The 23391-nt window shown below is 64.9% G+C and carries 22 protein-coding genes, 1 tRNA gene and 1 pseudogene; 8 read left to right on the plus strand and 16 right to left on the minus strand.

The genetic code is table 11. The features are described from left to right. Window positions 1–280 precede the first annotated feature (280 nt). Complete coding sequence (locus ACZYZ4_RS12570; protein WP_463861316.1) at window positions 281–1102, plus strand: ParA family protein; 822 nt, start codon at window positions 281–283, stop codon at window positions 1100–1102. A 111-nt stretch (window positions 1103–1213) separates the two neighbouring features. Here the strand turns inward: ACZYZ4_RS12570 and ACZYZ4_RS12575 are convergent, their stop codons facing one another. The 5 genes from ACZYZ4_RS12575 to gcvH form a co-directional block, all read right to left on the minus strand. Next, window positions 1214–1810 carry a MerR family transcriptional regulator gene (locus ACZYZ4_RS12575; protein ID WP_463861318.1) on the minus strand — a complete coding sequence of 199 codons (597 nt, stop codon included), beginning with the start codon at window positions 1808–1810 and terminating at the stop codon, window positions 1214–1216. A 239-nt stretch (window positions 1811–2049) separates the two neighbouring features. Further along, window positions 2050–2553 carry a bifunctional nuclease family protein gene (locus tag ACZYZ4_RS12580; protein ID WP_056342311.1) on the minus strand — a complete coding sequence of 168 codons (504 nt, stop codon included), beginning with the start codon at window positions 2551–2553 and terminating at the stop codon, window positions 2050–2052. Continuing rightward, the gene (ftsR, locus tag ACZYZ4_RS12585) at window positions 2553–3269 is read right to left on the minus strand and encodes a transcriptional regulator FtsR (protein ID WP_463861320.1); all 717 of its coding nucleotides are present in this window, start codon (window positions 3267–3269) and stop codon (window positions 2553–2555) included. The genes ACZYZ4_RS12580 and ftsR overlap by 1 nt, the downstream gene beginning before the upstream one ends. A 23-nt stretch (window positions 3270–3292) precedes the next feature. Next, the gene (locus tag ACZYZ4_RS12590; protein WP_463861322.1) at window positions 3293–3769 is read right to left on the minus strand and encodes an FHA domain-containing protein; all 477 of its coding nucleotides are present in this window, start codon (window positions 3767–3769) and stop codon (window positions 3293–3295) included. Window positions 3770–3914: 145 nt separating this feature from the next. Then, complete coding sequence (gcvH, locus tag ACZYZ4_RS12595) at window positions 3915–4301, minus strand: glycine cleavage system protein GcvH (protein ID WP_463861324.1); 387 nt, start codon at window positions 4299–4301, stop codon at window positions 3915–3917. A gap of 118 nt (window positions 4302–4419) precedes the next feature. On the opposite strand from gcvH, the gene ACZYZ4_RS12600 reads away from it, so the two are divergent. Next, window positions 4420–5037, plus strand: coding sequence for a hypothetical protein (locus tag ACZYZ4_RS12600; protein ID WP_463861326.1), 618 nt, complete (start codon window positions 4420–4422; stop codon window positions 5035–5037). Between the two features lie 3 nt (window positions 5038–5040). Continuing rightward, window positions 5041–5910, plus strand: a complete 870-nt coding sequence (locus ACZYZ4_RS12605) for an Fpg/Nei family DNA glycosylase (protein WP_463861327.1) — start codon at window positions 5041–5043, stop codon at window positions 5908–5910. Between the two features lie 60 nt (window positions 5911–5970). Here the strand turns inward: ACZYZ4_RS12605 and ACZYZ4_RS12610 are convergent. The 10 genes from ACZYZ4_RS12610 to ACZYZ4_RS12655 all read right to left on the minus strand — a co-directional run bounded on the left by ACZYZ4_RS12610 (window position 5971) and on the right by ACZYZ4_RS12655 (window position 15644). Beyond that, a tRNA-Pro gene (locus ACZYZ4_RS12610) sits at window positions 5971–6047 on the minus strand. Between the two features lie 147 nt (window positions 6048–6194). Next, window positions 6195–7745, minus strand: a complete 1551-nt coding sequence (der, locus tag ACZYZ4_RS12615; protein WP_463861329.1) for a ribosome biogenesis GTPase Der — start codon at window positions 7743–7745, stop codon at window positions 6195–6197. Between the two features lie 10 nt (window positions 7746–7755). After that, the gene (locus ACZYZ4_RS12620) at window positions 7756–8436 is read right to left on the minus strand and encodes a lysophospholipid acyltransferase family protein (RefSeq protein ID WP_463861378.1); all 681 of its coding nucleotides are present in this window, start codon (window positions 8434–8436) and stop codon (window positions 7756–7758) included. 31 nt (window positions 8437–8467) lie between these two features. After that, window positions 8468–9181: a (d)CMP kinase gene (gene cmk, locus ACZYZ4_RS12625; protein ID WP_463861331.1), complete on the minus strand. Its 714-nt coding sequence runs from the start codon at window positions 9179–9181 to the stop codon at window positions 8468–8470. After that, window positions 9181–10290: a prephenate dehydrogenase gene (locus tag ACZYZ4_RS12630; protein ID WP_463861333.1), complete on the minus strand. Its 1110-nt coding sequence runs from the start codon at window positions 10288–10290 to the stop codon at window positions 9181–9183. The genes cmk and ACZYZ4_RS12630 overlap by 1 nt, the downstream gene beginning before the upstream one ends. Window positions 10291–10293: 3 nt before the next feature. Next, a complete protein-coding gene (locus tag ACZYZ4_RS12635) occupies window positions 10294–11565 on the minus strand; it encodes a pseudouridine synthase (RefSeq protein WP_463861335.1) in 1272 nt (423 codons plus the stop codon). 110 nt (window positions 11566–11675) lie between these two features. Then, window positions 11676–12338, minus strand: coding sequence for an SMC-Scp complex subunit ScpB (scpB, locus tag ACZYZ4_RS12640; protein WP_463861337.1), 663 nt, complete (start codon window positions 12336–12338; stop codon window positions 11676–11678). After that, window positions 12335–13147 carry a segregation and condensation protein A gene (locus tag ACZYZ4_RS12645; protein WP_463861339.1) on the minus strand — a complete coding sequence of 271 codons (813 nt, stop codon included), beginning with the start codon at window positions 13145–13147 and terminating at the stop codon, window positions 12335–12337. Before ACZYZ4_RS12645 ends, scpB begins: the two co-directional genes overlap by 4 nt. A gap of 7 nt (window positions 13148–13154) precedes the next feature. Further along, the gene (locus ACZYZ4_RS12650; protein WP_463861341.1) at window positions 13155–14054 is read right to left on the minus strand and encodes a ParA family protein; all 900 of its coding nucleotides are present in this window, start codon (window positions 14052–14054) and stop codon (window positions 13155–13157) included. 240 nt (window positions 14055–14294) lie between these two features. Further along, window positions 14295–15644: a cation:dicarboxylate symporter family transporter gene (locus ACZYZ4_RS12655; protein WP_463861343.1), complete on the minus strand. Its 1350-nt coding sequence runs from the start codon at window positions 15642–15644 to the stop codon at window positions 14295–14297. 141 nt (window positions 15645–15785) lie between these two features. Here ACZYZ4_RS12655 and ACZYZ4_RS12660 point away from each other — a divergent pair, with 141 nt between their 5' ends. Both ACZYZ4_RS12660 and ACZYZ4_RS12665 read left to right on the plus strand, forming a co-directional pair. Further along, window positions 15786–17426 (plus strand): sensor histidine kinase, encoded by a 1641-nt coding sequence (locus tag ACZYZ4_RS12660; RefSeq protein WP_463861345.1) that lies wholly within the window; start codon window positions 15786–15788, stop codon window positions 17424–17426. Beyond that, entirely contained in the window at window positions 17423–18136 is a 714-nt protein-coding gene (locus ACZYZ4_RS12665) for a response regulator (RefSeq protein ID WP_463861347.1), read from the plus strand. Before ACZYZ4_RS12660 ends, ACZYZ4_RS12665 begins: the two co-directional genes overlap by 4 nt. Window positions 18137–18150: 14 nt before the next feature. Here the strand turns inward: ACZYZ4_RS12665 and ACZYZ4_RS12670 are convergent, their stop codons facing one another. Then, window positions 18151–20052, minus strand: coding sequence for an AMP-binding protein (locus ACZYZ4_RS12670; RefSeq protein WP_463861380.1), 1902 nt, complete (start codon window positions 20050–20052; stop codon window positions 18151–18153). 173 nt (window positions 20053–20225) lie between these two features. Between ACZYZ4_RS12670 and ACZYZ4_RS12675 the strand changes: the two are divergent. The 3 genes and pseudogenes from ACZYZ4_RS12675 (at window position 20226) to prpB (ending at window position 23338) form a co-directional block, all read left to right on the plus strand. After that, window positions 20226–20886, plus strand: a pseudogene (locus ACZYZ4_RS12675) (GntR family transcriptional regulator). Continuing rightward, window positions 20879–22399: an MmgE/PrpD family protein gene (locus ACZYZ4_RS12680; protein WP_463861349.1), complete on the plus strand. Its 1521-nt coding sequence runs from the start codon at window positions 20879–20881 to the stop codon at window positions 22397–22399. Before ACZYZ4_RS12675 ends, ACZYZ4_RS12680 begins: the two are co-directional and overlap by 8 nt. A 33-nt stretch (window positions 22400–22432) precedes the next feature. Continuing rightward, a complete protein-coding gene (prpB, locus tag ACZYZ4_RS12685) occupies window positions 22433–23338 on the plus strand; it encodes a methylisocitrate lyase (protein ID WP_463861351.1) in 906 nt (301 codons plus the stop codon). The last annotated feature ends 53 nt before the right edge of the window (window positions 23339–23391 follow it).

The raw sequence follows: 23391 nt of genomic DNA on the forward strand, positions 1-23391 counted from the left end.
GTGTATCGGTAAGTGGTCACAGTGTCTAAGACCCGCGCTTAGAAATACAAATCATTGTGGCCACAGTCACAGAAACTTCCGTCATGTCCCGCGTGCATCGACGGAGGCTGGCAGAACCGGCCACCCATACCATCGCCGTGCCATGCCGCGTTCCCATAAGGCGGGATTCACCGGCGCAGCCACATATGATGAGTAAGGTGGCTCGAGCCGCCGGCTTCGGCAGTGCCGGAGCAAACATTACCCCCAACACGGCAGCCGGCGTTAGGTTTTGGTCTCACAAGTGCAAGTAGTCAGCATCAGCAGCCTCAAGGGCGGCGTCGGCAAGACGTCCGTCACCACAGGATTGGCGTCTGCGGCGCTTGCCGCGGGCATCCCCACACTGGTGGTGGACCTCGATCCCCATGCGGACGCGACCACTGCCCTGGGGGTGCAGGCCGGCGACCAGCTGGACATCGGCAGGATGCTTAAGAGCCCCCGCCGGGCCAAACTGGCGGACAATGTCGCGGGCAGCTCCTGGACGGCACGCGCGCATACGAGCGGATCCGGACCGGCCGTACTGGACGTCGCGGTGGGCTCGGCGTACACCGGCATCTACGACCGCCCCGATCTTGGCCGTCGGGATCTCCGCAGGCTTTCCGCGGTCCTGGCCGGCGCCGACCGCTACGAGCTGGTCCTCATTGACTGCCCGCCGTCGCTGAACGGGCTGACCCGGATGGCCTGGTCCGCGAGTGACAAGGTGGCCCTGGTGGCCGAGCCGGGACTTTTCTCGGTGGCGGGAACGGAGCGGACCATGCGCGCCATCCAGCTGTTCAAGCAGGAATTCGCGCCGAACCTATCCCCCGCAGGCATTGTGGCCAACCGCGTGCGCACGGGCTCCTCCGAGCACACCTACCGGCTCGCGGAAATGGAATCGATGTTCGGTGACCTCCTGTTGAGCCCGCGCATTCCTGAACAGGCGAACTGGCAGCAGATCCAGGGCGCGGCCCACCCGGTGCACCACTGGCCCGGCGAATCAGCGAAGACATCCGCTGCATTGTTCGATACCCTCTTGGCCAACCTCCTGGCGACCGGAAGCGGCCTGCGAAACCGTACCCAGCGGTAATCCCATGGCTGCAGCGGACCGCTGCAGCCTACGGTTCCGTGGACAACAAGAAGAGGCCACCCCCGCTGCCGGAGGTGGCCTCTTCTGTGGGCGTTGTGTCAGCCTGTTGTGTCAGCCGATCTTGCGGGCAGATCGCCGCTTGCTCAGCTCGTCGTCGGGAAAGGACTGTTCGCCAGCGTGTTCGCTCGGCAGCGATGCCAGGCTGCCCTCGACTTCGCGCCAGACCCTGCCCACGGCGATGCCGAAAACGCCTTGGCCGCCCTGGACAAGATCGATGACCTCGTCAGCGGACGTGCACTCGTAGACGCTCGCGCCGTCGCTCATGAGCGTGATCTGTGCCAGATCCTCCACACCGCGTTCGCGTAGGTGTTCCACCGCCGTGCGGATCTGCTGAAGGGAGACGCCGGTGTCCAGAAGCCGCTTGACGACCTTGAGGACGAGAATGTCCCGGAAGCCGTAGAGCCGCTGCGAGCCGGAGCCTGCTGCGCCGCGGACGGCGGGCTCAACCAGCCCGGTGCGTGCCCAGTAGTCCAGTTGGCGGTACGTGATGCCGGCCGCCTTGCAGGCCGTAGGGCCGCGGTAACCGGCGTCCTCGTCCAGGACGGGAAGGTCTTCGGTAAACAGGAGGCCCTGGGCACCGCTCGCGGGCACAGCCACACCAGCCGTTGTGGGCTGCTTCAGCCCGCCTGCTTCGCCTTTGGGACTCACCTGGATCCTCCTTGTCATAAGCTCCCGGGGGACCACTGCATCAGCCGGTACATGCATGAAGTTCATGCATGTAATTTCGCGGGGGTCGTACTTTTACAGTGTGACTTGCGCGGCTGCTGTAAGCAATGGGAGCTTGATACCTCCGACGTTAGGCCCGCCGCGCCCCAAGGTCAAAGATCTAGGCCGCTTGGTGCAGGCGTGTCGGAACTTTCAGGCTCAACGTTAACCTTAACGTGACCTCAGCCGTCGAAGTCTTCAGGCTCCACATCGTCCAGGAACTCACGGAACCGCCGCAGTTCGCGCTCCTCGTCCACGGTGGGACCCGGGTCAGTGTCCTCGCCCTCGTCATGCTCGGTGATGCGGACTCCGGCTTCGTCCATCACGGAATCGGCACACCAGATGCGGCACTTGGCCCGCAACGCGATCGCGAGGGCGTCCGATGCACGTGAGCTGACGGTGGTGCCGTTCTCGAACTGGAGCTGGCCATAAAAGATGTTGTCCTCAACGGCCACAATGTTGACGCTGACAACCGAGTGGCCCAGGGATTCCACCACGTCCACCAGGAGGTCGTGCGTCATCGGGCGCGGAGGCACTACCCCCTGCTGGGCCAGGGCGATGGCACTTGCCTCTGGAGTCCCGATCCAGATAGGCACGTGACGTTCGCCGTGGATCTCGCGCAGCAGGACGAGCGGCTGGTTGGACGGCAGTTCGATGCGAACGCCTACGATCTCCACTTCGATCATCAGATGTCCATACGTGAGATACGGTCCTGGACCAGTGCCCGGTGCAGGACCAGGCAGAGGTCGCTGATTTCGCGGGCCGCTTCCGCAGCCCGCGCCTGTGACGCGGAATCACGCCGGGACGCGAGCGGCGCAACTGCCCGCTCCACGAGCCCGAATTCACGTTCCGCGGCGGCCTGGAACGGACGCAGGTGGCGCGGTTCAAGGCCGTGGCTCTCCAGTTGCACGCAGGCACGGGCCACCTGCAGGGCGTGTTCGTCGAACTTGCCGTTGCTGTGGCTGATCAGCCCGAAGCTCAGCAGGGACTGTAGCAACGGAGTGCTGGCGCCGGATTCAGTCCGCAGCTGTTCCTCACTGAACTTCCGTCCCCGGTTCTGAAGCTCCACGGCCAGTTCATCCGAAACGATCCGCGGCGAAACCACAACGCCGGGCGGCAGGTTCTCCGGCCGCTCTCCCCTGTCGATCGCATCGAGGTAGTCCTTGATGACTTTCAGTGGAAGGTACTGGTCCCGCTGCAGCGCCAGCACAAAACGGAGACGTTCGACGTCACCGTCCGAGTACTGCCGGTATCCGGCCGGAGTACGGCGCGGATTAATCAGTCCTTTTTCCTCCAGGAACCTGATTTTCGACGCGGTCATGCCCGGAAAGTCGCCGCTGAGCTGCGCGAGGACTTCCCCGATGTTCAGAACTTGGGGCCCCCGGCGTTCCGGTTGTGCCATTGCCACAGGCAAGTGTCCCGGGATCAGGCGCGGCCTGCTGCGCGGGCAGGGCTCAGGTAGAAGGTGAGTCGGAACTTGCCGATCTGGACTTCGTTCCCGGACTTTAGCTCAACACTGTCCACGCGGTCGTGGTTGACGTAAGTGCCATTGAGGCTGCCGGTATCCACCACTTCAAAGCTCTTAGCTGTGCGGCGGAACTCGACGTGGCGCCGCGATACGGTGACGTCATCAAGGAAGATGTCGGCGTCAGGATGACGGCCGGCCGTGGTGGTGTCCGTGTCAAGCAGGAAGCGGGCTCCCGCGTTCGGGCCGCTGTGGGCAACCAAGAGCGCGGAACCGGCCGGCAGCGCCTCCACGGAAGAACGCTCGTCCGTGGACAGCTTGGGGGCGATAGTGGGCTCGCCGAAGACGGGGGTGAGATGGATCGAGGTGGTCTCCGAAGCCCTGGCCGCACCTGTGCCGTACTCGCCTTCGGCAGGGTCCTGTTCGTGGCCAACCATGGATTCCTCCTCTTTCGCTGCAGCTCTCACGCCTGCAATCAACATTTGCCCTGACGGATCCGCCTCGCGGATCCGTTGCCGGGCCCCGATCCGGCCACTGACGTGCGAAGACGCCCATGGGCCGGACCGGATGAACCCGGTAGCTTCAGCCTACCTGCTGTTCGTACTCGGATGCACTGAGCAAGGATTCCACAGCGTCTGCTTCGGCAAGCCGGATCTCGATCAGCCAGCCGTCGCCGTACGGATCGGAGTTGATAAAGGCCGAATCGGTATCGAGGGATTCGTTGCGTGCGACGACTTCGCCGCTGACCGGAGCATAGATATCGCTGACGCTCTTGGTGGATTCGACCTCGCCCACGACTTCGTTCGCGGTGACCTTGGTGCCGGCTTCAGGCATCTGGGCATAGACAACATCTCCGAGTGCGTCCTGCGCGAAGTCGGTGATTCCCACCCGGACCACGCCGTCGGCGCTCGGTGCGGATACCCACTCGTGCTCGGCGGTGTAGGACAGGTCTTCGGGAATGTTGCTCATCAGGGGCCTTTCATCGGGTCAATCACCAATGTCAACGGGGCCTGGAAAACAAGCCGCCGCTGAAAGTATAGGCACAACTCCACGGGCGTTCGAGGAGGTTTCTGACATGATGAGACGCATGAGAACACACGCACAGGAAACGCCCGCGAAAAAGGCAAACTGGGCTGCGCGGTTCATCCTCGTTGTAGCGGCGCTGGTGGTCCTCAGCATCGCTTACTTTGCCTTTGCGGCGATCCTCCCGGTCTGGTGGGCGAATGTTATCCGCAACCAGGTCCATGGCAATCTTGGGGCGGGCATCACGGTGGGGACGTTTTACGGGTTCGTTTTCACGTTCGTTCCCCTCCTGGTGGCCTGGCAGGCAACGCGTAAATCCGTGAGCTTGCCCTGGAAGCTGGCCATCCTCTTCGCCGCTGCGGCTATCGCGTCCCCTAATCTGGTGACCGCCGGGATCATGTTCGGCAGCTCGCAGGCTGCCCACAACGGACAGCGGATCCTTGGCACCGAGGCCACCTGGTTCCCGGTGTCGACGCAGATCTCAGCCATCGCCGCCGCGGTCATCTTTGTGGTCGGCCTGGTCCTGTGGAGGGTCTGGCGGCAGCGCGGCAAGAAGATGAAGGCGTTCAAGAAGGCAGATGCCGAGCGTTCCCTGGCTGCGAGGGCGGCCAATGACTCCGCTGCCAGCGCACCTGTTCCCGAGGCGCTGGCCGCAACCGACAGCCAGGCAAACCGCAGGTAAGCCATGCCGGAGCTTCCCGAGGTTGCAGGCCTGGCCGGTTTCCTGGACAAGCACTTGCGCGGATCGGTGGTGCGGAAGGTCCAGATCGTTTCTTTTGCCGTGCTGAAGTCAGCCGATCCGCCGTTCACAGCACTGGAGCGCTGCACCGTCGCCGGCGTACGGCGGTTCGGAAAATTTGTCAGCATCGACACCGATGGGCCGTCGTTTGTCTTCCACCTCGCCCGGGCGGGATGGGTCCGCTTCACGGACTCCCCCACCGACACCCAACTCCGGATGGGAAAGGGCCATATCGCCATGCGACTGGCATTCACCGGGCCGGACGGTGCCCATGGCATGGATCTCACCGAGGCGGGGACCAAAAAGAGCCTGGCCGTGTACGTGGTGCGCGACCCCCAGGATGTGCCGGGCATCGCAGCACTCGGGCCGGACCCGTTCAGCGCGGCGTTCGACGCCGACATGCTGGCGGCAATTCTCGGCTCCACGTCCCAGCAGATCAAGGGCGTCCTGCGGAGCCAGAGCGTGATCGCGGGGATCGGGAACGCCTACAGCGACGAAATCCTGCATGCTGCCCGGATCTCTCCCTTTGCCACCGCCAGGTCCTTGGACCGCGGCACAGTGCAGGTGCTTTATGACGCCATCCACAGCGTGCTCGGAACTGCCCTGGCTGAAGCCGAGGGCAAGCCACCCAGCGAGCTCAAGGACGTTAAACTCAGCCACATGCGGGTCCATGCCCGCACCGGGGAGGCTTGCCCGGTGTGTGGTGACACAGTCCGGGAGGTGTCCTTCACCGATAAGTCCCTGCAGTACTGTCCCACGTGTCAGACCCAAGGAAAGATCCTGGCGGACCGCAGGACATCGAAGTTCCTGAAATAGGCCAGGTGACGGCACAAAACAAAAGCGTCCCGGAGAAAATTCTCCGGGACGCTTCTGCTTTGGTCGGGCTGACAGGATTTGAACCTGCGACCCCTTGACCCCCAGTCAAGTGCGCTACCAAGCTGCGCTACAGCCCGTTAGTTCCGCCGTTCTCCGCTGCGTTTACTCCTGATGTTAGCCAGGATTTCAACTCAGCAGTCCGGCCGAACCACCTTGAAAAGCCTACACGATTCCGGAGGGTGCAAGTGACACTTTGCCGCCTTCACGCCCCCAGTGTGTCGGAATTAACGCTTCTTGCCGCGCTTTTCGCGGACGCGCATGTTGACCTCGATGGGCGTGCCCTCGAATCCGAACGTTTCGCGGAGCCTGCGCGTGATGAAGCGGCGGTAGCCCGGGTCCAGGAACCCGGTGGTGAACAGCACAAACTTCGGCGGTCGGCTGGACGCCTGCGTGCCGTACAGGATGCGTGGCTGCTTTCCGCCACGGACCGGGTGCGGGTGCGCCGCTACAAGCTCGCCGAGGAAGGCGTTGAGCTTGCCGGTGGCGATGCGCCTGTCCCAGTTCTCCAGGGCCAGGTCCAGGGCGGGAACCAGGCGGTCCTTGTGCCAGCCGGTCAGCGCGGAGATGTTGACCCGGGGCGCCCAGGCCACGTGGGCCAGGTCCTGTTCGATTTCGCGTTCCAGGTAGGTGCGGCGTTCGTCGTCGAGCAAGTCCCACTTGTTGAAGGCCAGCACCAGGGCGCGGCCCGACTCGATGGCCAGCTGCAGGATGCGGACGTCCTGCTCGCTGAGGACTTCGTCAACGGCGAGAAGAACGACGGCGACCTCCGCCTTTTCGAGCGCGGCCTGCGTCCGGAGGGAGGCGTAGTAGTCGGCGCCCTGCGCCATGTGCTGGCGGCGGCGGATGCCTGCCGTGTCCACAAAACGCCAGGTGCGGTCGCCAAGCTCAATGAACTCATCCACCGGATCACGCGTGGTGCCGGCGGTGTTGTCCACCACTACACGCTCAGACCCTGCCAGTTTGTTCAGCAGCGATGACTTGCCCACATTCGGGCGGCCGATCAGTGCGATGCGGCGCGGGCCGCCCGAGCGTTCCAGGCCCTCAATCGTGGAGAACTCCGGCAGGGTGTCCATCACGTGGTCCAGGAGGTCGGCCACGCCGCGTCCGTGAAGGGCAGAGACGGGGTAAGGCTCACCGAAGCCGAGGCCCCACAGGGTGGCGGAGTCCGCCTCCTGGGCGAAGTCGTCCACCTTGTTGGCCACCATGATGACCGGCTTCTTGCTGCGGCGGAGCATCTTCATGACGCCCTCGTCCGTTGCAGTGGCGCCCACCGCGGAGTCGACGACGAAGAGCACGGCGTCGGCCATTTCCACGGCCATTTCGGCCTGTTCGGCCACACGGGCGTGGATGCCGCGGGCATCGTGCTCCCAGCCGCCGGTGTCCACCAGGGTGAAGTTGCGCCCGTTCCAGTGTGCCGAGTACATCACCCGGTCCCGCGTCACGCCGGGAGTATCCTCGACCACGGCTTCGCGGCGGCCCAGGATGCGGTTCACAAGCGTGGACTTGCCCACGTTGGGACGGCCGATGATGGCAAGCACCGGATCGAGCTTGACCGGACCGTCAAAGTCCTCGTCGTCGAAGTTCCCGCTCAGCAGGGCGGCGTCTTCCTCGTCGAGCTCGTAGTCGTCCAGGCCCACGCGGAGCGACGCGGCACGCATCTCCGCTTCGTCATCGTCCATGGCGGCCAGCCGCTCGGCCACCTGGTCCGTGCCGGTGGGCGTGTATTCGTCTTCGCCGGCGCCGGAGTGGCCGGAGGTTTGAGTCGTATCGCTCATTGCACTTTCCTTAGTGGTCATCTGCCGGCGTCCCGGCTACTGCTGTGAAGTTCGTGCGGAAATCCGCGTGGGGCAAAGGCTGCCCACTGTGTTGGATGGTCTCCTGGACGTGCCCCGCAAGCGCAGCGCGGATTTCCATTCCCGCCCTGTCCATTGAAGCACGGCCCGTTTCGCCGGGGTTGCGGCTGAGGGTCAGTGCGTTGCCGAAGCTGACGTGGAACCGCCGCCCCGGCCTGGGTACTGTGTCGAGGTGTTCGTTGCCCGTCCGGGTGCCGAGGATCGCCACGGGGACCACCGGAGCGCCAGAGTTCAGTGCCAGCCAGGCCACCCCGTTGTTGATGTCCGTTGCCTGGCCGCTCCCCCGCGTACCTTCCGGAAGAATCCCGATGCAACGGCCGGCGTCGAGCATGTTTTTGCCCAGCAGCAGCGCTGCCCGGTCCCCGGAGCGGTCCACCGGCAGCTGGCCGGAGGCCCGAAGGACCCGTCCCAGCAAACCCCTGAACATCTCCTTCTTGACCAGGATGTGCATGGGTCGCGGCGATGCGCCGAACATCACCGGCCCGTCCAGGAAACTGATGTGGTTGCCGGCGAAGATCACCGGCCCTCCTGTGGGCACGTTGTCCCGGCCAGTGACGGACGTCCGGTACACCGCATGGTCCAGGAGCCAGCCGACGGGGCGGCTCCAGGTCATGGTCCAGCCGGAGGGAAGGCGCAGGCCGCGGTCAGTCACGGTTAAGCACCTTCGTGACGATCACGAGCGCCGCGTCCACGGTTTCGGCGAAGTCCAGGTCGGACGAATCCAGGGTGACAACACCGTCGGCAGCCTGGGTGAAGTTCACCACCGTGGAATCCTTGGCGTCGCGCTGGGTGACCTGGGCGGCGAGCTGCTCCGCATCCTGCGTGCCGCCCAGCTGGATGCCGCGGCGGCGAAGCCGGGCTTCCTCACTGGCCGTCAGCAGCATGCGGACTTCAGCGCCCGGTGCGACGACGGTGGTAATGTCCCGGCCCTCCACCACGATGCGGCGGTGGTGCTTTTCAATGAGCTCACGCTGCCGGCGGATCAGTTCGGTCCGGGCACCGAGGGTGGTGGCCACCGCACTGACCGCCGACGAAATTGCCGGTTCGCGGATGGCGTCCGTGACATCGGTCCCGTCCACGCGGACGTATTCCTCCCGCGGTGTGGTGCTCAGTTCCAGGACGAGGTCCCGGGAAGCCTGCTCCACGGCGGCGGCGTCGCTGAGGTCAATTCCGGTGGTGACGCAGAACCAGGTCAGGGCCCGGTACATGGCGCCGGTGTCCAGGTAGGCAAGGTGCAGCCGTCGGGCCACTTCCCTGCTCACGCTGGACTTGCCGGAGCCTGACGGCCCGTCGATGGCAACCACCAGGGGCCTGCCGACGCGCAAGGCCGGAAGGGTGTCAAGAAGTTCTTGTGTCATTACTGCAATACCCGCCATCCGCGGTCGTTGAGTGCTTCGATCAGATGGTCATGCTTGTTCGGCAGCACGGACAGTTCCACCATGCCCACGTTCTGGCCCGAGGAATGGTCCAGCCGCAGGTCCTCCACGTTCACGCCGACCTCACCGATTTCGGTGAGGAGCTGCGCTATCTGGCCCGGCCGGTCATCCACGAGGACCGTCAGCCAGGAGTAGGCCTGCGGCGGACCGCCGTGCTTGCCCGGAATACGGGCCTGCCCGGCATTGCCTTCGCTGATCAGCTGGGCCAAGTCAAGCCTGGCACCCGGCGCAAGCGGTTCCTCCAGCGTGCCGATGAGCCGGTTCAGGTCCTCGCGGACCCCGTAAAGGATCTCCACGACCTTCCCGGCGTTGCCGCCCAGGATCTGGACCCACAGCGTGGGATCGCTGGCGGCGATCCGCGTGACGTCCCGCAGCCCGTTGCCGGCGAGGGACAGCGCGTGAAGCGGCGTCCCCTGCAGCCGGCTGGCCAGCAGGGAGGACATGATCTGGGGCAGGTGTGACACCAAGGCCACGGCTTCGTCGTGTTCGTCGGCAGTGAACTGGGAAACCACGGCTCCCAGGTCCGTGGCAAGGGAGCGCGCAGTCTGCACGGCGGCCGCGGATGACTCCGGGCCCGGACAAACCACCCAGGGCATGGACGTGAAGAGCTCGCCGCGGGCCGCAACCGGCCCGGATTTTTCGCGCCCTGCCATCGGATGGGTGCCCACATAGCGGGTGAGGTCCGCGCCGCGGCCGCGCAACTCCGCCAGGATGGCGGCTTTGACGCTGGCGATGTCAACCACCACGGAATCCGGGTAGTCGGCAAGCGCACGGGCCACGACGCCGGCGGTCACGTCTGGCGGTGCTGCCACCACCACAAGCTCAGGCGCCTCGTCCCCAAACTGGTCCAGGGGCTGGCCGGCACCGATGTCGACGGCTACCGCCTGGTTGGTAGGCGAAGGGTCAGACAGGAACACGGGCACACCGCGTCCGCGCAGGCCCAGCCCGATGCTGGCACCGAGCAGGCCGGTGCCAATCACCACGACCGGTCCGTTGAGGTGTCCCCGCCCGTGGGAGCGAAATGCGGACATGCCTCAGAGTCCTACGGATGCCAGCAGGTGGCCGACTTCCTGCTTGCCAAGGTTGCGGATGCTGCCCTGGCGCTGGTCGCCCAGGCCGATGGGACCCACCTTGACGCGCACCAGGCGCAGGACCGGGAAACCGACGGCGTCGAACAAACGCCGGACAATCCGGTTCTTGCCCGAGTGCAGGATTACTTCGATCAGGACGTGGCCCGGAGTGGAGTCCACCAGTTTGAAGGAGTCAACGGAGGCAAAGCCATCCTCAAGTTCCACGCCTTCTCGGAGCTGGGCGCCCACTCCCTGCGGGAACGGGCCGCGGACCTGGACCAGGTAGGTCTTGGGGACCTCGTAGGACGGGTGGGTCAGCCGGTTGGCCAGTTCGCCGTCGTTCGTCAGCAGCAGCAGACCTTCGGTGGCGACGTCCAGCCGGCCCACGTGGAACAGGCGTTCGCCCTGGTGGGTCTTCCGCACGAAATCGCTGATGCAGGGACGGCCGTCGGGGTCCTCCATGGTGGACACCACGCCCTTGGGCTTGTTGAAGACCATGTACACGAGGTTTTCATCCAGCTGGATGCGCAGGCCATCAACGTGGATGACCGCTGTCTTGGGGTCCACGCGGACACCAAGCTCAGTGACTACCTGGCCGTCGACTTCTACGCGGCCTTCGGAGATCATCTCTTCGCAGACGCGGCGCGAAGCCACGCCGGCCTGGGCCATGACCTTCTGCAGGCGGGTGCCATCGGCGTCGTGCATTTCAGACTGCGGAACGGCACCGCGGGGTCCGCGCTTGCGGGCAGGCTTGCGCACGGGGCCAAGGTTCTGGCCGAAACGTTCGCTGCCAAAGGCGCGTGACGCCGCTGCTCCGGGCCTGCCGGTGCGTGGTTTGGGCTTGAGTGCGCCCGGGGTGCCGGGTGCTTTATTGGCGCCCGGCTTGCGGGCGGCAGGCTTGCGCGCGGAGGCGCTGGCAGCAGGCTTCCAGTCGGAGGCACCGCGGCCGGCCGGCGGCGACGCCGGGGCATCGCCGGGATCCACAAATGGCTCCTCGCGCGGCCTGGGGGCCTTGTACGGCCGGTCCCCGCCGCCGAATCCGGCGTTGCGCTTGCCGGCGCCGGCGCGGAATCCGCCGCCCGCCGCGCTGGGGCGGCCGCTGCCGCCCTGTGCAGGGTTACGGCTGGCGCCGCCCTGCGCCGGATTACGGCTGGCGCCGCCCTGTCCGGCATTGCGTTCTGAACTGTTACGTCCCGAACTGTTACGTGGTGAACCCTGGCGTCCCGCCTGTGTCATGACCCGTCCTTCGTTATTTGGCCGGCTGGTTGTCCAAGAACAACCCTAGCCAGCCATGCAGAAATTATCTGCCCTTATGAATATTCGTGTGCGCACGCGGGATTCCCCGCCTACATTCTGTCGGCGTCGTAGAACTCCGCGATGCCCTCAAGCCCCGGAAGATGGGGTGAAAGCTGCGGCAGTTCCGCTACGGAGCCGATTCCCATCCGTTCCAGGAAATACGACGTGGTCCGGTAGAGGATGGCGCCCGACTCAGGATCAGGTCCCGAATCTTCGATCAGCCCGCGCTGGGTCAATGTCCGTACGACAGAATCGACATTGACTCCTCGAATTGCAGACACCCTGGCCCTGGAGACAGGCTGGCGGTACGCGATGACAGCCAGTGTTTCCAGAGCCGCCTGCGTGAGCCTGGCCGTCTGACCCTCAAGCACAAACCGTCCGACGATCTCGGCGAAGTCTGCGCGGGAGTAGATCCGCCAGCCACCGGCGATGTTCCGCAATTCAAAACCCCGGGGGCTGGCGCTGAAACCAGCATCGCTGGCATCGTCCATGTCCGGGGCTTTAACAGTATAGCCGCTATACTCCCGCTGCAGTTCCGCCAGTAACTGCTCGACGACGGCGACGGTCAGGTTAAGCCCGGCGGCCAGTTCAGTAGCTGTGGCCGGTTGGTCCAGGACCATCAGGACCGCCTCAAGTGCAGCCTTGGCACCGCCGGGAAGATCCCGGACGTCCCGGCCCGGCTCCGCCCCAGGCTCCGGAAGTTCTTGGCTCACGACAGTTCCTCGTATTCTTCGCTTAGGTTTTCTGTTGACCAGTCCCGGCCATCCACCGTCCAGTGCACGGTGAGATCGCCCAGCGGCGACACCTGGTCGAAGGAGACTGCCCTGTCCCGGAACATCTCCAGCAATGCCAGGAACCTGGCCACCACCACCAGGGTGGAATCGGCGTCGGCGATCAACGCGCGGAAAGACAGGGGCTTCCCCAACTGGAGCCGGAGCCCCAGGATCTCGGCCTGTTCCTTCACGCTGACGGCACTGCCATGCAGGTGGGCAAGGCCCACCTCGGTGGGCCTTGGCGTCTTGGGCTTCAGGGCGGACTCGGCCAGGCGGGCGAACTGCTCCGGCGTGTGCTTCCACACCAGTTCCGGGAGCATGGCGGCAAAGTGCTCCTCCAAGGCAACCTGACGCGGAAACCGGCTGGCTTCCTGTTCCAGGGTTCCAGCCATCAGGGCTGCCACCTGTTTGAACGCCTTGTATTGGAGGAGCCTCGCAAAAAGGAGGTCCCGCGCTTCCAGCAGGGCGATGTCCTCATCGTCCTCGACTTCACCGGCGGGCAGGAGCCTCGCCGCCTTGAGGTCCAGGAGGGTGGCGGCGATGACCAGGAATTCACTGGCCTCATCCAGTGCCCATTCCTCGCCGAGCTTCTGGAGCTTCCTGATGTACTTGATGAACTCATCAGTGACGGTGGCAATGGCCACCTCTGTAATATCCAGCTGGTGCTTGGCGATCAGGCCCAGCAAGAGGTCGAACGGGCCGGTGAAGTTGGCCAGCCGCACCTCAAAGCCGGGTTTGGACTCGGCCACGGCGAAGTTAGGGTGCGCCGCCGCGCGAAATCAGCTCTTTGGCCAGGCGGCGGTAGGCATCGGCGCCGATGTGGCTGCCTGCGTAGCTGGTGATCGGCTCTGCCGCGACGGTGGCGTCCGCGAACTTGATGGAGCGTTTGATGACGGTCTCGAAGACTTTGTCGCCGAAGGCTTCCACCAGGCGGGTGATGACTTCGCGACTGTGCAGCGTACGGGCGTCGTACATGGTGGCCAGGACACCATCAACCTGCAGGCCGGGGTTCAGCCTGTCCTGGACCTTGTCGATGGTTTCCACCAGCAGGGCTACCGCACGGAGTGCGAAAAACTCGCAGATCAGCGGGATGATCACGCCGTGGGCGGCGGTCAGGGCGTTGACCGTCAGCAGACCCAGGGAGGGCTGGCAGTCAATCAGGACGACGTCGTAATCGTCTTCGACTTTTTTCAGCGCCCTGTCCAGGACCTGCTCACGGGCTACTTCGTTGACCAGTTGCACTTCGGCGGCGGAGAGGTCAATATTGGCCGGCAAGAGGTCCACGTTCTCGACGCCGGTCTGGTGGATGGCATCACGGATGTCCACCTTGCGGTCCATGAGGACGTTGTACACCGTCAGGTCCAGTTCGTGCGGGTTGATGCCCAGACCCGCAGACAGCGCACCCTGGGGATCGAAGTCAACCAGCAGCACCTTGCGGCCGTATTCGGCAAGGGCCGCTGCCAGGTTGATGGTGGACGTGGTCTTCCCGACGCCGCCCTTTTGGTTGACCATGGCGATCACGCGCGCGGGACCGTGGGCCGACAGCGGGACGGGTTCCGGAAATTCGCGGTAAGGGCGCCCGGTGGGACCCATCACGGCGTCTTCCAGATCGAGTTCCGTGCCTTCCAGAGTTGCCGAACCCTGTTCGCTGCTCACGTATCTATCCACACTTTCGATGACGGTGATTTCCTGCCGCTGGAGCTCCAGCGCCGATCCTGCTTTCCACCAAGGCTACAGGCCCGACACGGTATTCGAGGGAACTTGACATCGCGTGCATTCTGCGCCTTTACCTTCTGGTAGAGGTCGAAGGTTAGGCTTCCGCACGCAAGAACCGCCCGCTCAGCCAAGGCTGTGCGGGCGGTTCGCGGCATGTCCGGGATACAGTGCCGGCCGCGCCTAGGCGTTGGCCAGCGCCGGCGCCGGCGCCTTGGCGGACTCGTCCACCGGCTCGCCATGTCCTGCGATCATGGTCTGCTCGTCGAAGGGAGCCCGGCCCGAGAGAACTTCGCCTACCTGCTCGTTGTCGATTTCCTTGACCCAGGTGCCGATCAGGACGGTGGCAACGGCATTGCCGGTGAAGTTCGTCAGCGCCCGCGCCTCGGACATGAAGCGGTCGATGCCCACAATCATGCCGACGCCGCCGAGGAGCTCCGGCTTGTGCGCCTGCAGCCCTGCGGCCAACGTGGCCAGACCGGCACCGGTCACACCGGCGGCGCCCTTGGAAGCGATGATCATGAAGATGAGCAGTGATACCTGGGCGCCCAGGTCCAGCGGCGTGCCCATCGCGTTGGCCACGAACAGCGAAGCCATGGTCAGGTAGATCGCGGTGCCGTCCAGGTTGAATGAGTAGCCCGTGGGGACGGTGACGCCGACCACCGGCTTGGAGACGCCTAGGTGCTCCATCTTCGCGATGAGTCGCGGAAGTGCCGCTTCGGAAGAGGAGGTGGAGAAGATCAGGAGGTATTCGCGGGCGAGGTACTTCATAAGCTTGAAGATGTTGACGCCGGTAACCACCTTGAGCAGGCCACCCAGGATGATGACGATGAACAGTGCGCAGGTGATGTAGAAAGCGGCCATCAGGGTGAACATGCTGACGATCGCCTGGAAGCCGGTGGCTCCGACGACGGCGGCAATGGCACCGAAAGCTCCGACGGGGGCGAGCCACATGATCATGATGAGGATGCGGAATACCAGCACTTGGCCGTGGCCGATGGCCTTGAGGACAGGAGCGGCCTGTGGGCCCATCTTTTGGAGGGCGAAGCCTACGAGGATGGCGGCGAAGAGCGTGGGCAGAACCGGAATGTCGCCCGGAATGATGCCCAGGAGGAAGGCAACGGTGCTGTCTACTTCCGCCTTTTTGTTGGGGTCGTAGGCCGCCAGCTTCAGACCTTCACCCGGGTGGATCAGGTTCCCGACCACGAGGCCGATACCCAAGGCAAAGGTGGACATGAGGACAAAGTAGCCCAGCGCCAGGCCGCCCACTTTGCCTACGGTGGCTGCCTTGGCGATGGAGCCGATGCCCAGGACGATGGTGCAGAAGATGATCGGTGCGATCATCATTTTGATCAGCTTGATGAAGCCGTCGCCGAGCGGTTTCAGCGATTTGCCGACCTCGGGGAACAGTAGGCCGACGAGGGCGCCCAGGATCACGGCGACAATAACGGCAATGTAGAGGTAGTGGGATTTGTCCAGGCCCTTGCGCCGCGTCTTCACGGTGTCAAGCGACTCTCCTCGTTGAGAGGCCATGATGTGTCTCCTTATGGATAATCTGGTAGACGCTGCGGCGCATTCTCTGGGCTCATCGCGTCGGTCCGGTGTGATATCCATCATTGGCCATACCGTGACATGGCTCACTGTTGCGTTCATATTGGTCATGGGAGGTGCTTGATGATCCACCGCTGGAGTATCGCCCGCAGGCTGTTTGTGGCGACTCTGCTGATTGTGCTGGCCTTCATCGCCATCGTGGGCACCGCTACGTTCATCGACGCCCGGGACCGAAGCTACGAGGAAGCCGGACGGCGGATGACCGGCATCGCTGCCGCAGTAGCCGCCAACCCCCTGGTTCTCCAGGCCGCCGACGATCCGGATCCAACTGCGTTGCTCCAGCCCTATGCGCTGGACGTCATGGCGGGTTCCGGCGCTGATTTTGTCACCATCATGGCGCCGGACAGGACGCGCTGGACGCATCCCCGGGACGAAGAGCTCGGCAGGCCATACATCGGCTCCATCGAGGCCTCGCTCCGCGGTAAAGTATTCACCGAGGTCACGGCGGGAACGCTGGGGCCGTCGGTGCGGACGGTTGTCCCGGTCAAGGATGCGGCGGGAAACGTCAGGGCGTTGGTTGCCGCCGGCGTCACGGTCCGGACTGTGGATGTGGCCCTGTCCGGCCGCTTGTCCGCGCTGCTGGCCATTGGCCTCGCCCTGCTCATTGGCGGGTCTTTGGCTTCCTGGCTGCTGGGCCGCTACCTGCGCCGGGTGACCCGGGGGTGGGGGCCGGAGCAGCTGGCGCAGCTGTTTGCCTACTACGAATCCGTCCTGCACTCGGTGCGTGAGGGGCTGATCCTGATCGACACCAAGGGCCGGGTGGTGATGTACAACGACCAGGCCGCTGAGCTGCTGGGACTGGAGCCCCGCGATTCGAAAGACGATCCGTCGCGGCCGCCCTTCCTGACAGACCTCCCGCTGGCCCCCAGTCTCAAGGAACTCTTTGAATCCGGCCGCACCGCCCTCGATGAAATCCACCTGACGGGCCCCCGGATTGTGGTGGTGAACCAGGGCCCGGCCGTCGGTCCCGACTCCCCCGGCCTCCGCCGGACGGCGGTGTTCGGCACCGTGGCCACCATCCGCGACCGGACGGAGATCGAATCGCTGGGCAGCGAACTCGAAACAATGCGGACACTGTCCGCCGCCCTTCGCGCCCAGACCCACGAACACGCCAACCGGCTGCACACCATGGTTTCCCTGCTGGAGCTGGGGCGAACCCGGGAGGCCCTGGAATTCGCCACCAAGGATCTCGAACTCAGCCAGCAGTTGACCGACGAGATGGTGAGCTCCGTCGACGAGCCGGTCCTCAGCGCCCTGATTATGGGGAAGGCAGCGGAAGCGAATGAGCGCGGGGTGAAGCTGACGCTCTCCACCGAGGGGTCCGCGTCCGTTGCGGGCCTGGCTGTCCAGGACCTTGTCACCATTCTGGGAAACCTCCTCGACAACGCGATCGACGCCGCCGCGGATGGCGCGGCTCCGAGGACGGTGGAGCTGACCGTGGAGTCCGATGCGGAGGGGCTGGACATCACGGTGGAGGATTCCGGCTCCGGCGTGGACCCCGCCGCCGTGGAGGATATTTTCCGGCACGGCTTCAGCACCAAGGCCTCCGGTCCCTTCGGACGCGGCATCGGCCTGGCCCTCGTCCGCCAGGCCGTGCAGCGTCTGGGCGGTACCATGACCATCACAGGCAAGGACGGCGCACGCTTCCAGGTCTTCCTGCCGGCCATGGCCGCCGGAACCGACAAAGAGGAGCAGTTCCAGTGAGCGATATCCGCGTCCTCGTGGTTGAGGACGAACCGGTCGCCTCGGCCGCGCACGCAGCCTACGTGGGCAGGATGGCAGGATTTATGCTGGCCGGGACGGCCCCGGACGGCCAGTCCGCGCTCAGGCTGCTGGGAGAGCTCGCGGCTGCCGGCCAGCCGGTGGAACTGGTCCTGCTCGACATGAACCTTCCTGACCTGCATGGCCTGGACATCGCCCGGCGGATGCGTGCGGCAGGAATCCTGGCGGACATTATTGCCATCACCGCGGTCCGGGAAGTGGCGATTGTCCGGAGCGCCGTGGCCATCGGCGTGGTCCAGTACCTGATCAAGCCCTTCACCTTTGCCACGTTCGAAGACAAGCTCTCCAGCTACCGGTTGTTCCGGCAGCAGTTGGCCCCCCAGGAGTCCGGTGCCGGGAGGACCGGCGCGTCCCAGAGCGAGGTTGACCAGGCCTTCGCAAGCCTCCGGGCGCCGTCGGAAATGCCCCTACCGAAAGGCCTTTCCGTCTCCACTCTGGACTCGGTCCGGGACTACCTGAATCAGCATTCGGGATCCGTTTCGGCCACAGAGGTCATGGCGGCGCTGGGAATGTCCCGCGTGACGGCCCGCCGCTACCTCGAATACCTCGCCGACGCCGGCATCGTCTCCCGGGCGCCTCGCTACGGCACGCCCGGCCGGCCGGAAAACGAATACGGCTGGAAGCGGCCCTAGTCATATTGGGGCGACTAAGCCCCGGCGCCCTGAGGTCGCAGCACACCCACCAGCTGCCCAATGACGTCCGGATCGTCAATCGTGGAGGGCACCACGTACTCTTCGCCGTCGGCTATTTGCCGCATGGTCTTGCGCAGGATCTTCCCTGACCTGGTCTTGGGGAGTGCTTCGACCACCGTGGCGTGTTTGAAGTCGGCCACGGGCCCGATGTCCTTCCTGACAAGGGCGATCAGCTCGCGGACCAGCTCTTCCTCACGGGCGGTGACGCCTGCCTTGAGCACCACGTAGCCGCTGGCCCGCTGACCCTTGAGGGGATCCGCCACGCCGATCACGGCACATTCGGCGACGGCCAGATGGCTGGAGATGACCTGTTCAATCGCTCCGGTGGACAGCCGGTGGCCGGGCACGTTGATTATGTCGTCAGTCCGGCCCATCACAAAGACGTAGCCGTCGGCGTCCCGGTAGCCGCAGTCGCCTGTGGCGTAGCTGCCTTCAAAGGCCGCCAGGTACGAGGCCACATACCGGTCGTCGTTCTGCCAGAGGGTGGTCAGGGTACCGGGAGGCAAGGGAAGCTGCAGGGCAATGTTGCCCTCCTCCCCCTGCTGCACCGCCACCCCGGAGCCGTCCACAATCTTCAGTTCGAAGCCGGGCATGGGCACGGTAGGTGATCCGGGCTTGAAGGGAAGGTCCTCCAGCCCGCGCGGGTTGGCGCAGATGGCCCAGCCGGTTTCGGTCTGCCACCAGTGGTCCACCACCGGAACACCCAGGACCTCACCTGCCCAGCGGTAGGTGTCAGTGTCCAGCCGCTCGCCGGCCGCAAACAGCGTGCGCAGGGTGGCGATGTCGTACCTGGCCAGTTCCGCCGCATGGGGGTCGGCCTTGCGGATCGCGCGCAGGGCCGTGGGCGCGGTGAACAGGACGTTGACCTTATGGTCCTCCACCACCCGCCAGAACGCACCCGCGTCAGGCGTCCCCACGGGCTTGCCCTCATAGAGGACCGTGGTGGCACCGGCCAGCAGCGGGCCATAAACAATGTAGTAATGCCCCACCACCCAGCCGATGTCGGACGCCGTCCACATCACGTCACCCGGACCGACGTCGTAGATGTTTGCCATGGTCCAGCTGAGCGCGACAGCATGGCCGCCGTTGTCCCGCCCGACGCCCTTCGGCGTGCCGGTGGTGCCCGAGGTGTAGAGGATGTAGAGGGGGTCGTTTGCTGCGACGTCCACTGCTGCCGCCGGGGCGGCAGCGTCAATGCACCGGTCCCAGTCCAGCCAGTCCGGATACTCGGAGGCCGAGTGCACAAATCCTTCCCGGTCCTTGACTATGACGGGCGTCTGCCCAGCGCCGGCGAGTTCGAGCGCTTCGGCAACCGCCGGAAGATACTCCACCCGGCGCGAGGGCTCAATCCCGCCGGACGCCGTCACAATAGCGGCCGGACCGGCATCCTTGATGCGGGCGGCGAGTTCCCTGGGCGCGAATCCGCCGAAGACTACTGAATGCACGGCCCCGAGCCGGGCCGTCGCCAGCATCGCGATGGCGGCCTCGGGAATCATGGGCATGTAGATGACCACCCTGTCCCCTTTGCCGACTCCCTGCGAGCGCAGCACACCCGCGAAGCGTGCCACCAGGTCGGTCAGTTCGGCGTAACTGTAGGTGCGCTTGACTCCCCGCATCGCCGAGTCGTAGATGAGTGCATCCTGGTCGCCTCGGCCGGCCTCAACATGGCGGTCCAAGGCGTTGTAGCTCGTATTGAGCATGCCGTCGGGAAACCAGCGGAACAGCGGGGCGGCCGATCCATCAAGCGCGGTTTCCGGCGTCCTGGACCAGGTCACGCCCCCTGCTGCCTCAAGCCAGAAGGCATCCTTCTCTTCGATGCTGCGCGAATATTCTTCGCGGTAATTTCCGCTGACCATCATGGGCTCCCGGCCACGTCGCTGTGTTGCCACCATGCTATGCGCGCAACATGCCGCATACAAGGCCCATGTATACACAGATGCGGCAATTTCGCTGATCCAGTGGCTTTTGCTGGGCAATCCAGCGATTTGTGTATACACTGGTGCCCATGAGCAGATTGACGGAAGGGACCATGCGGGCCAGCGACAAAGCCTATGCAACGCTTCGCGAAGACATTATCGAATGGCGTCTGACGCCCGGAACGGTCCTTGCCGAAGTGGAGCAGTCGGAGCGCCTGGGCGTCTCACGCACTCCCGTCCGGGAGGCGCTGAGTCGGCTCAGCGCAGAAGGGCTAACGACGGCGGCAGGCGGCCGCGGCGTCGTTGTCACCGACATCTCACTGGACGACATCGACGAGATGTTCGAGCTCCGCGAAACCCTGGAGGGCAAGGCAGCAGCCCTCGCTGCCGAACGCGGCGAGCGCGCGGTCTTTGAGAAACTCCACACCGAACTCCTTCGGGCGCAGGAGCTGATCAGCGATACCGATCCCGCCCGGCATGCGTACTACGCCCTGGTGGGCCGGCTTGATGAGGCGATCGACGCCGCCATCTCCAACTCCTACCTCGCACAGGCGATGCGCAGCCTGCGTGTCCATCTGGTCCGGGTCCGCCGCCTCGCTGCCGATGACGCCCCGCGACTGAACGCCGCCGCCGTCGAGCACGCGGCCATCGCGGAGGCTATCGCCGCAGGCAACGCCAGGCTCGCCCAAGCAGCCACTACCCTGCACCTGCACCGCAGCCTTTCCCACGTCAAAGCTACCCACCCACAGCACTAAGAAGGAGCACCATGGTTAAGCTCAACCACGTCCGCGTCTACAAGAGCGAAGAGAACCTCGCCCGTGAAGACCAGCTGGCGCACAAGATCGCCGTCGTCGCCGCCGACGCCGTCGAGGTCACGCCCGAGGTCACCGAGATGGTCATCAACCGTGTCATCGACAATGCCTCCGTGGCCATCGCTTCGCTGAACCGCGGCCCGATCGTAGCTGCCCGCGCCCAGGCGTTGACCCACGCACCGACCACCAACGGCAAGGGCGCCGGCGTCTTCGGCATCACGGACCGCGTCTCCCCCGAGTGGGCAGCCTGGGCGAACGGTGTGGCCGTCCGCGAGCTCGATTACCATGACACGTTCCTGGCGGCTGACTACTCCCACCCGGGCGACAACATCCCGCCGATTCTCGCCGTTGGACAGCACGTCGGCGCGAGCGGCAAGGACCTGATCCGCGGCATCGCCACCGGCTATGAGATCCAGGTCAATCTGGTCAAGGCGATCTGCCTGCACAAGCACAAGATCGACCACGTGGCCCACCTCGGCCCGTCCGCCGCTGCCGGTATCGGCACACTCCTGGGCCTGGACGTCGAGACAATCTTCCAGTCCGTCGGCCAGGCGCTGCACACCACCACCGCCACCCGCCAGTCCCGCAAAGGCGAAATCTCCACCTGGAAGGCCCACGCACCGGCATTTGCAGGCAAGATGGCGGTGGAAGCCGTGGACCGCTCCATGCGCGGCCAGACTTCCCCCGTGCCGATCTACGAAGGCGAAGACGGCGTGATCGCCTGGATGCTGGATGGCGCGGACGCCTCCTACGAGGTCCCGCTGCCCGAGGCCGGCGAAGCCAAGCGCGCCATCATGGACACTTACACCAAGGAACACTCCGCCGAATACCAGGCCCAGGCCTGGATCGACCTGGCCCGCAAGCTGCACACCGGGCACCCCGAGGCAACAAACCCGGCCAACGTGACGTCGGTCCTGATCAAGACCAGCCACCACACGCACTACGTGATCGGTTCCGGCGCCAACGATCCCCAGAAGTACAGCCCCACGGCCAGCCGGGAAACCCTGGACCACTCCATTCCTTACATCTTCACCGTGGCACTCCAGGACGGCTCCTGGCACCACGTGGACTCCTACAGTCCTGAGCGTGCCGGCCGCGCCGACACGGTGGAGCTGTGGAACAAGGTCAGCACCGTGGAAGATGCCGAATGGACCCGCCGCTACCACTCGCTGGACATCGCCGAGAAGGCCTTCGGCGGTTCCGTGGAGATCACCCTTAAGGACGGCACGGTCATCACCGATGAGATCGCCGTAGCGGACGCGCACCCTCTCGGCGCCCGCCCGTTCGCCCGCCAGCAGTACATCAACAAGTTCCGCACCCTGGCTGCCGGCCTGGTCGCCGAGGAAGAAATCGAGCGATTCCTCGCCGCCGCCGAAAGCCTTCCGGACCTGGGCCCGGGCGAACTGGACCAGCTGAACATCACCGCCGCCCCCGGCGTCATCGACCTCAGCAACGCACCCGCCGGCCTCTTCTAAGCTCTGCTTACCCACCCCGCACAGGAGAATCAGATGCTGTATTCCAAGACCACCCCGGAACAGAAGCGGATCGCGCTGCGCGACATGCTCGCGTCCGGCACCATCCAGCAGTTCCCGGGCGCGTTCAACCCACTCTCGGCGCGGCTGATCGAGGAAAAGGGCTTCGCCGGTGTTTACGTCTCCGGAGCGGTGCTGGCCAATGATCTTGGCCTGCCGGACATTGGGCTGACCACCCTCACCGAGGTGGCCACGCGTGCCGGGCAGATCGCCCGCATGACCGACCTGCCCACACTGGTGGACGCGGACACCGGCTTCGGCGAGCCCATGAACGTGGCCCGCAGCATCCAGGAACTGGAGAACGCCGGCCTGGCCGGCTGCCACATCGAAGACCAGTTCAACCCCAAGCGCTGCGGGCATTTGGACGGAAAAAACGTGGTGGACCTGGACACGGCCACCAAGCGCATCCGCGCCGCAGTTGACGCCCGCCGGGATCCGAAATTCCTCATCATGGCCCGGACAGATACCCGCGCCGTGGACGGGATCGAAGCCGCCAAGGACAGGGCACGGGCCCTGGTTGATGCCGGTGCGGACGCGATCTTCCCGGAAGCGATGAAGGACCTGTCCGAGTTCCAGGCCATCCGTGACGCCGTGGACGTGCCGATCCTGGCCAACATGACCGAGTTCGGCAAGAGCGATCTGTTCACCGTGGACCAGCTGCAGGGAGTCGGCGTCAACATGGTCATTTATCCGGTCACACTCCTGCGCATTGCCATGGGCGCAGCAGAGCGTACTCTGGAATCGATCAAGGCCACAGGGTCGCAGGAAGCACAAGTGGGAAACATGCTCACCCGTGCGCGGCTTTATGACCTTGTGGACTATGAGGCCTACAACCACTTCGATACCGACGTTTTCAACTTCCACATTCCCGGCGTCCGCTAGAACCCGGGAGCCACCAAGGAAACTGCAAGCATTCCGGCACATCCGGGCTTGCC

It is taken from the genome of Pseudarthrobacter adonitolis (assembly GCF_055412845.1).

Coding starts and splice junctions, on each gene's coding strand:
- ACZYZ4_RS12580 (WP_056342311.1), bottom strand. CDS start 2,553: ATGATCGAAGTGGAGATCGTAGGCGTTCGCATCGAACTGCCGTCCAAC.
- ACZYZ4_RS12635 (WP_463861335.1), bottom strand. CDS start 11,565: ATGACACAGGCGGGACGCCAGGGTTCACCACGTAACAGTTCGGGACGT.
- ftsR (WP_463861320.1), bottom strand. CDS start 3,269: ATGGCACAACCGGAACGCCGGGGGCCCCAAGTTCTGAACATCGGGGAA.
- ACZYZ4_RS12590 (WP_463861322.1), bottom strand. CDS start 3,769: ATGGTTGGCCACGAACAGGACCCTGCCGAAGGCGAGTACGGCACAGGT.
- ACZYZ4_RS12660 (WP_463861345.1), top strand. CDS start 15,786: ATGATCCACCGCTGGAGTATCGCCCGCAGGCTGTTTGTGGCGACTCTG.
- cmk (WP_463861331.1), bottom strand. CDS start 9,181: ATGACACAAGAACTTCTTGACACCCTTCCGGCCTTGCGCGTCGGCAGG.
- ACZYZ4_RS12655 (WP_463861343.1), bottom strand. CDS start 15,644: ATGGCCTCTCAACGAGGAGAGTCGCTTGACACCGTGAAGACGCGGCGC.
- ACZYZ4_RS12620 (WP_463861378.1), bottom strand. CDS start 8,436: ATGACCTGGAGCCGCCCCGTCGGCTGGCTCCTGGACCATGCGGTGTAC.
- ACZYZ4_RS12630 (WP_463861333.1), bottom strand. CDS start 10,290: ATGTCCGCATTTCGCTCCCACGGGCGGGGACACCTCAACGGACCGGTC.
- prpB (WP_463861351.1), top strand. CDS start 22,433: ATGCTGTATTCCAAGACCACCCCGGAACAGAAGCGGATCGCGCTGCGC.
- ACZYZ4_RS12600 (WP_463861326.1), top strand. CDS start 4,420: ATGAGAACACACGCACAGGAAACGCCCGCGAAAAAGGCAAACTGGGCT.
- ACZYZ4_RS12680 (WP_463861349.1), top strand. CDS start 20,879: ATGGTTAAGCTCAACCACGTCCGCGTCTACAAGAGCGAAGAGAACCTC.
- ACZYZ4_RS12605 (WP_463861327.1), top strand. CDS start 5,041: ATGCCGGAGCTTCCCGAGGTTGCAGGCCTGGCCGGTTTCCTGGACAAG.
- gcvH (WP_463861324.1), bottom strand. CDS start 4,301: ATGAGCAACATTCCCGAAGACCTGTCCTACACCGCCGAGCACGAGTGG.
- ACZYZ4_RS12670 (WP_463861380.1), bottom strand. CDS start 20,052: ATGGTCAGCGGAAATTACCGCGAAGAATATTCGCGCAGCATCGAAGAG.
- der (WP_463861329.1), bottom strand. CDS start 7,745: ATGAGCGATACGACTCAAACCTCCGGCCACTCCGGCGCCGGCGAAGAC.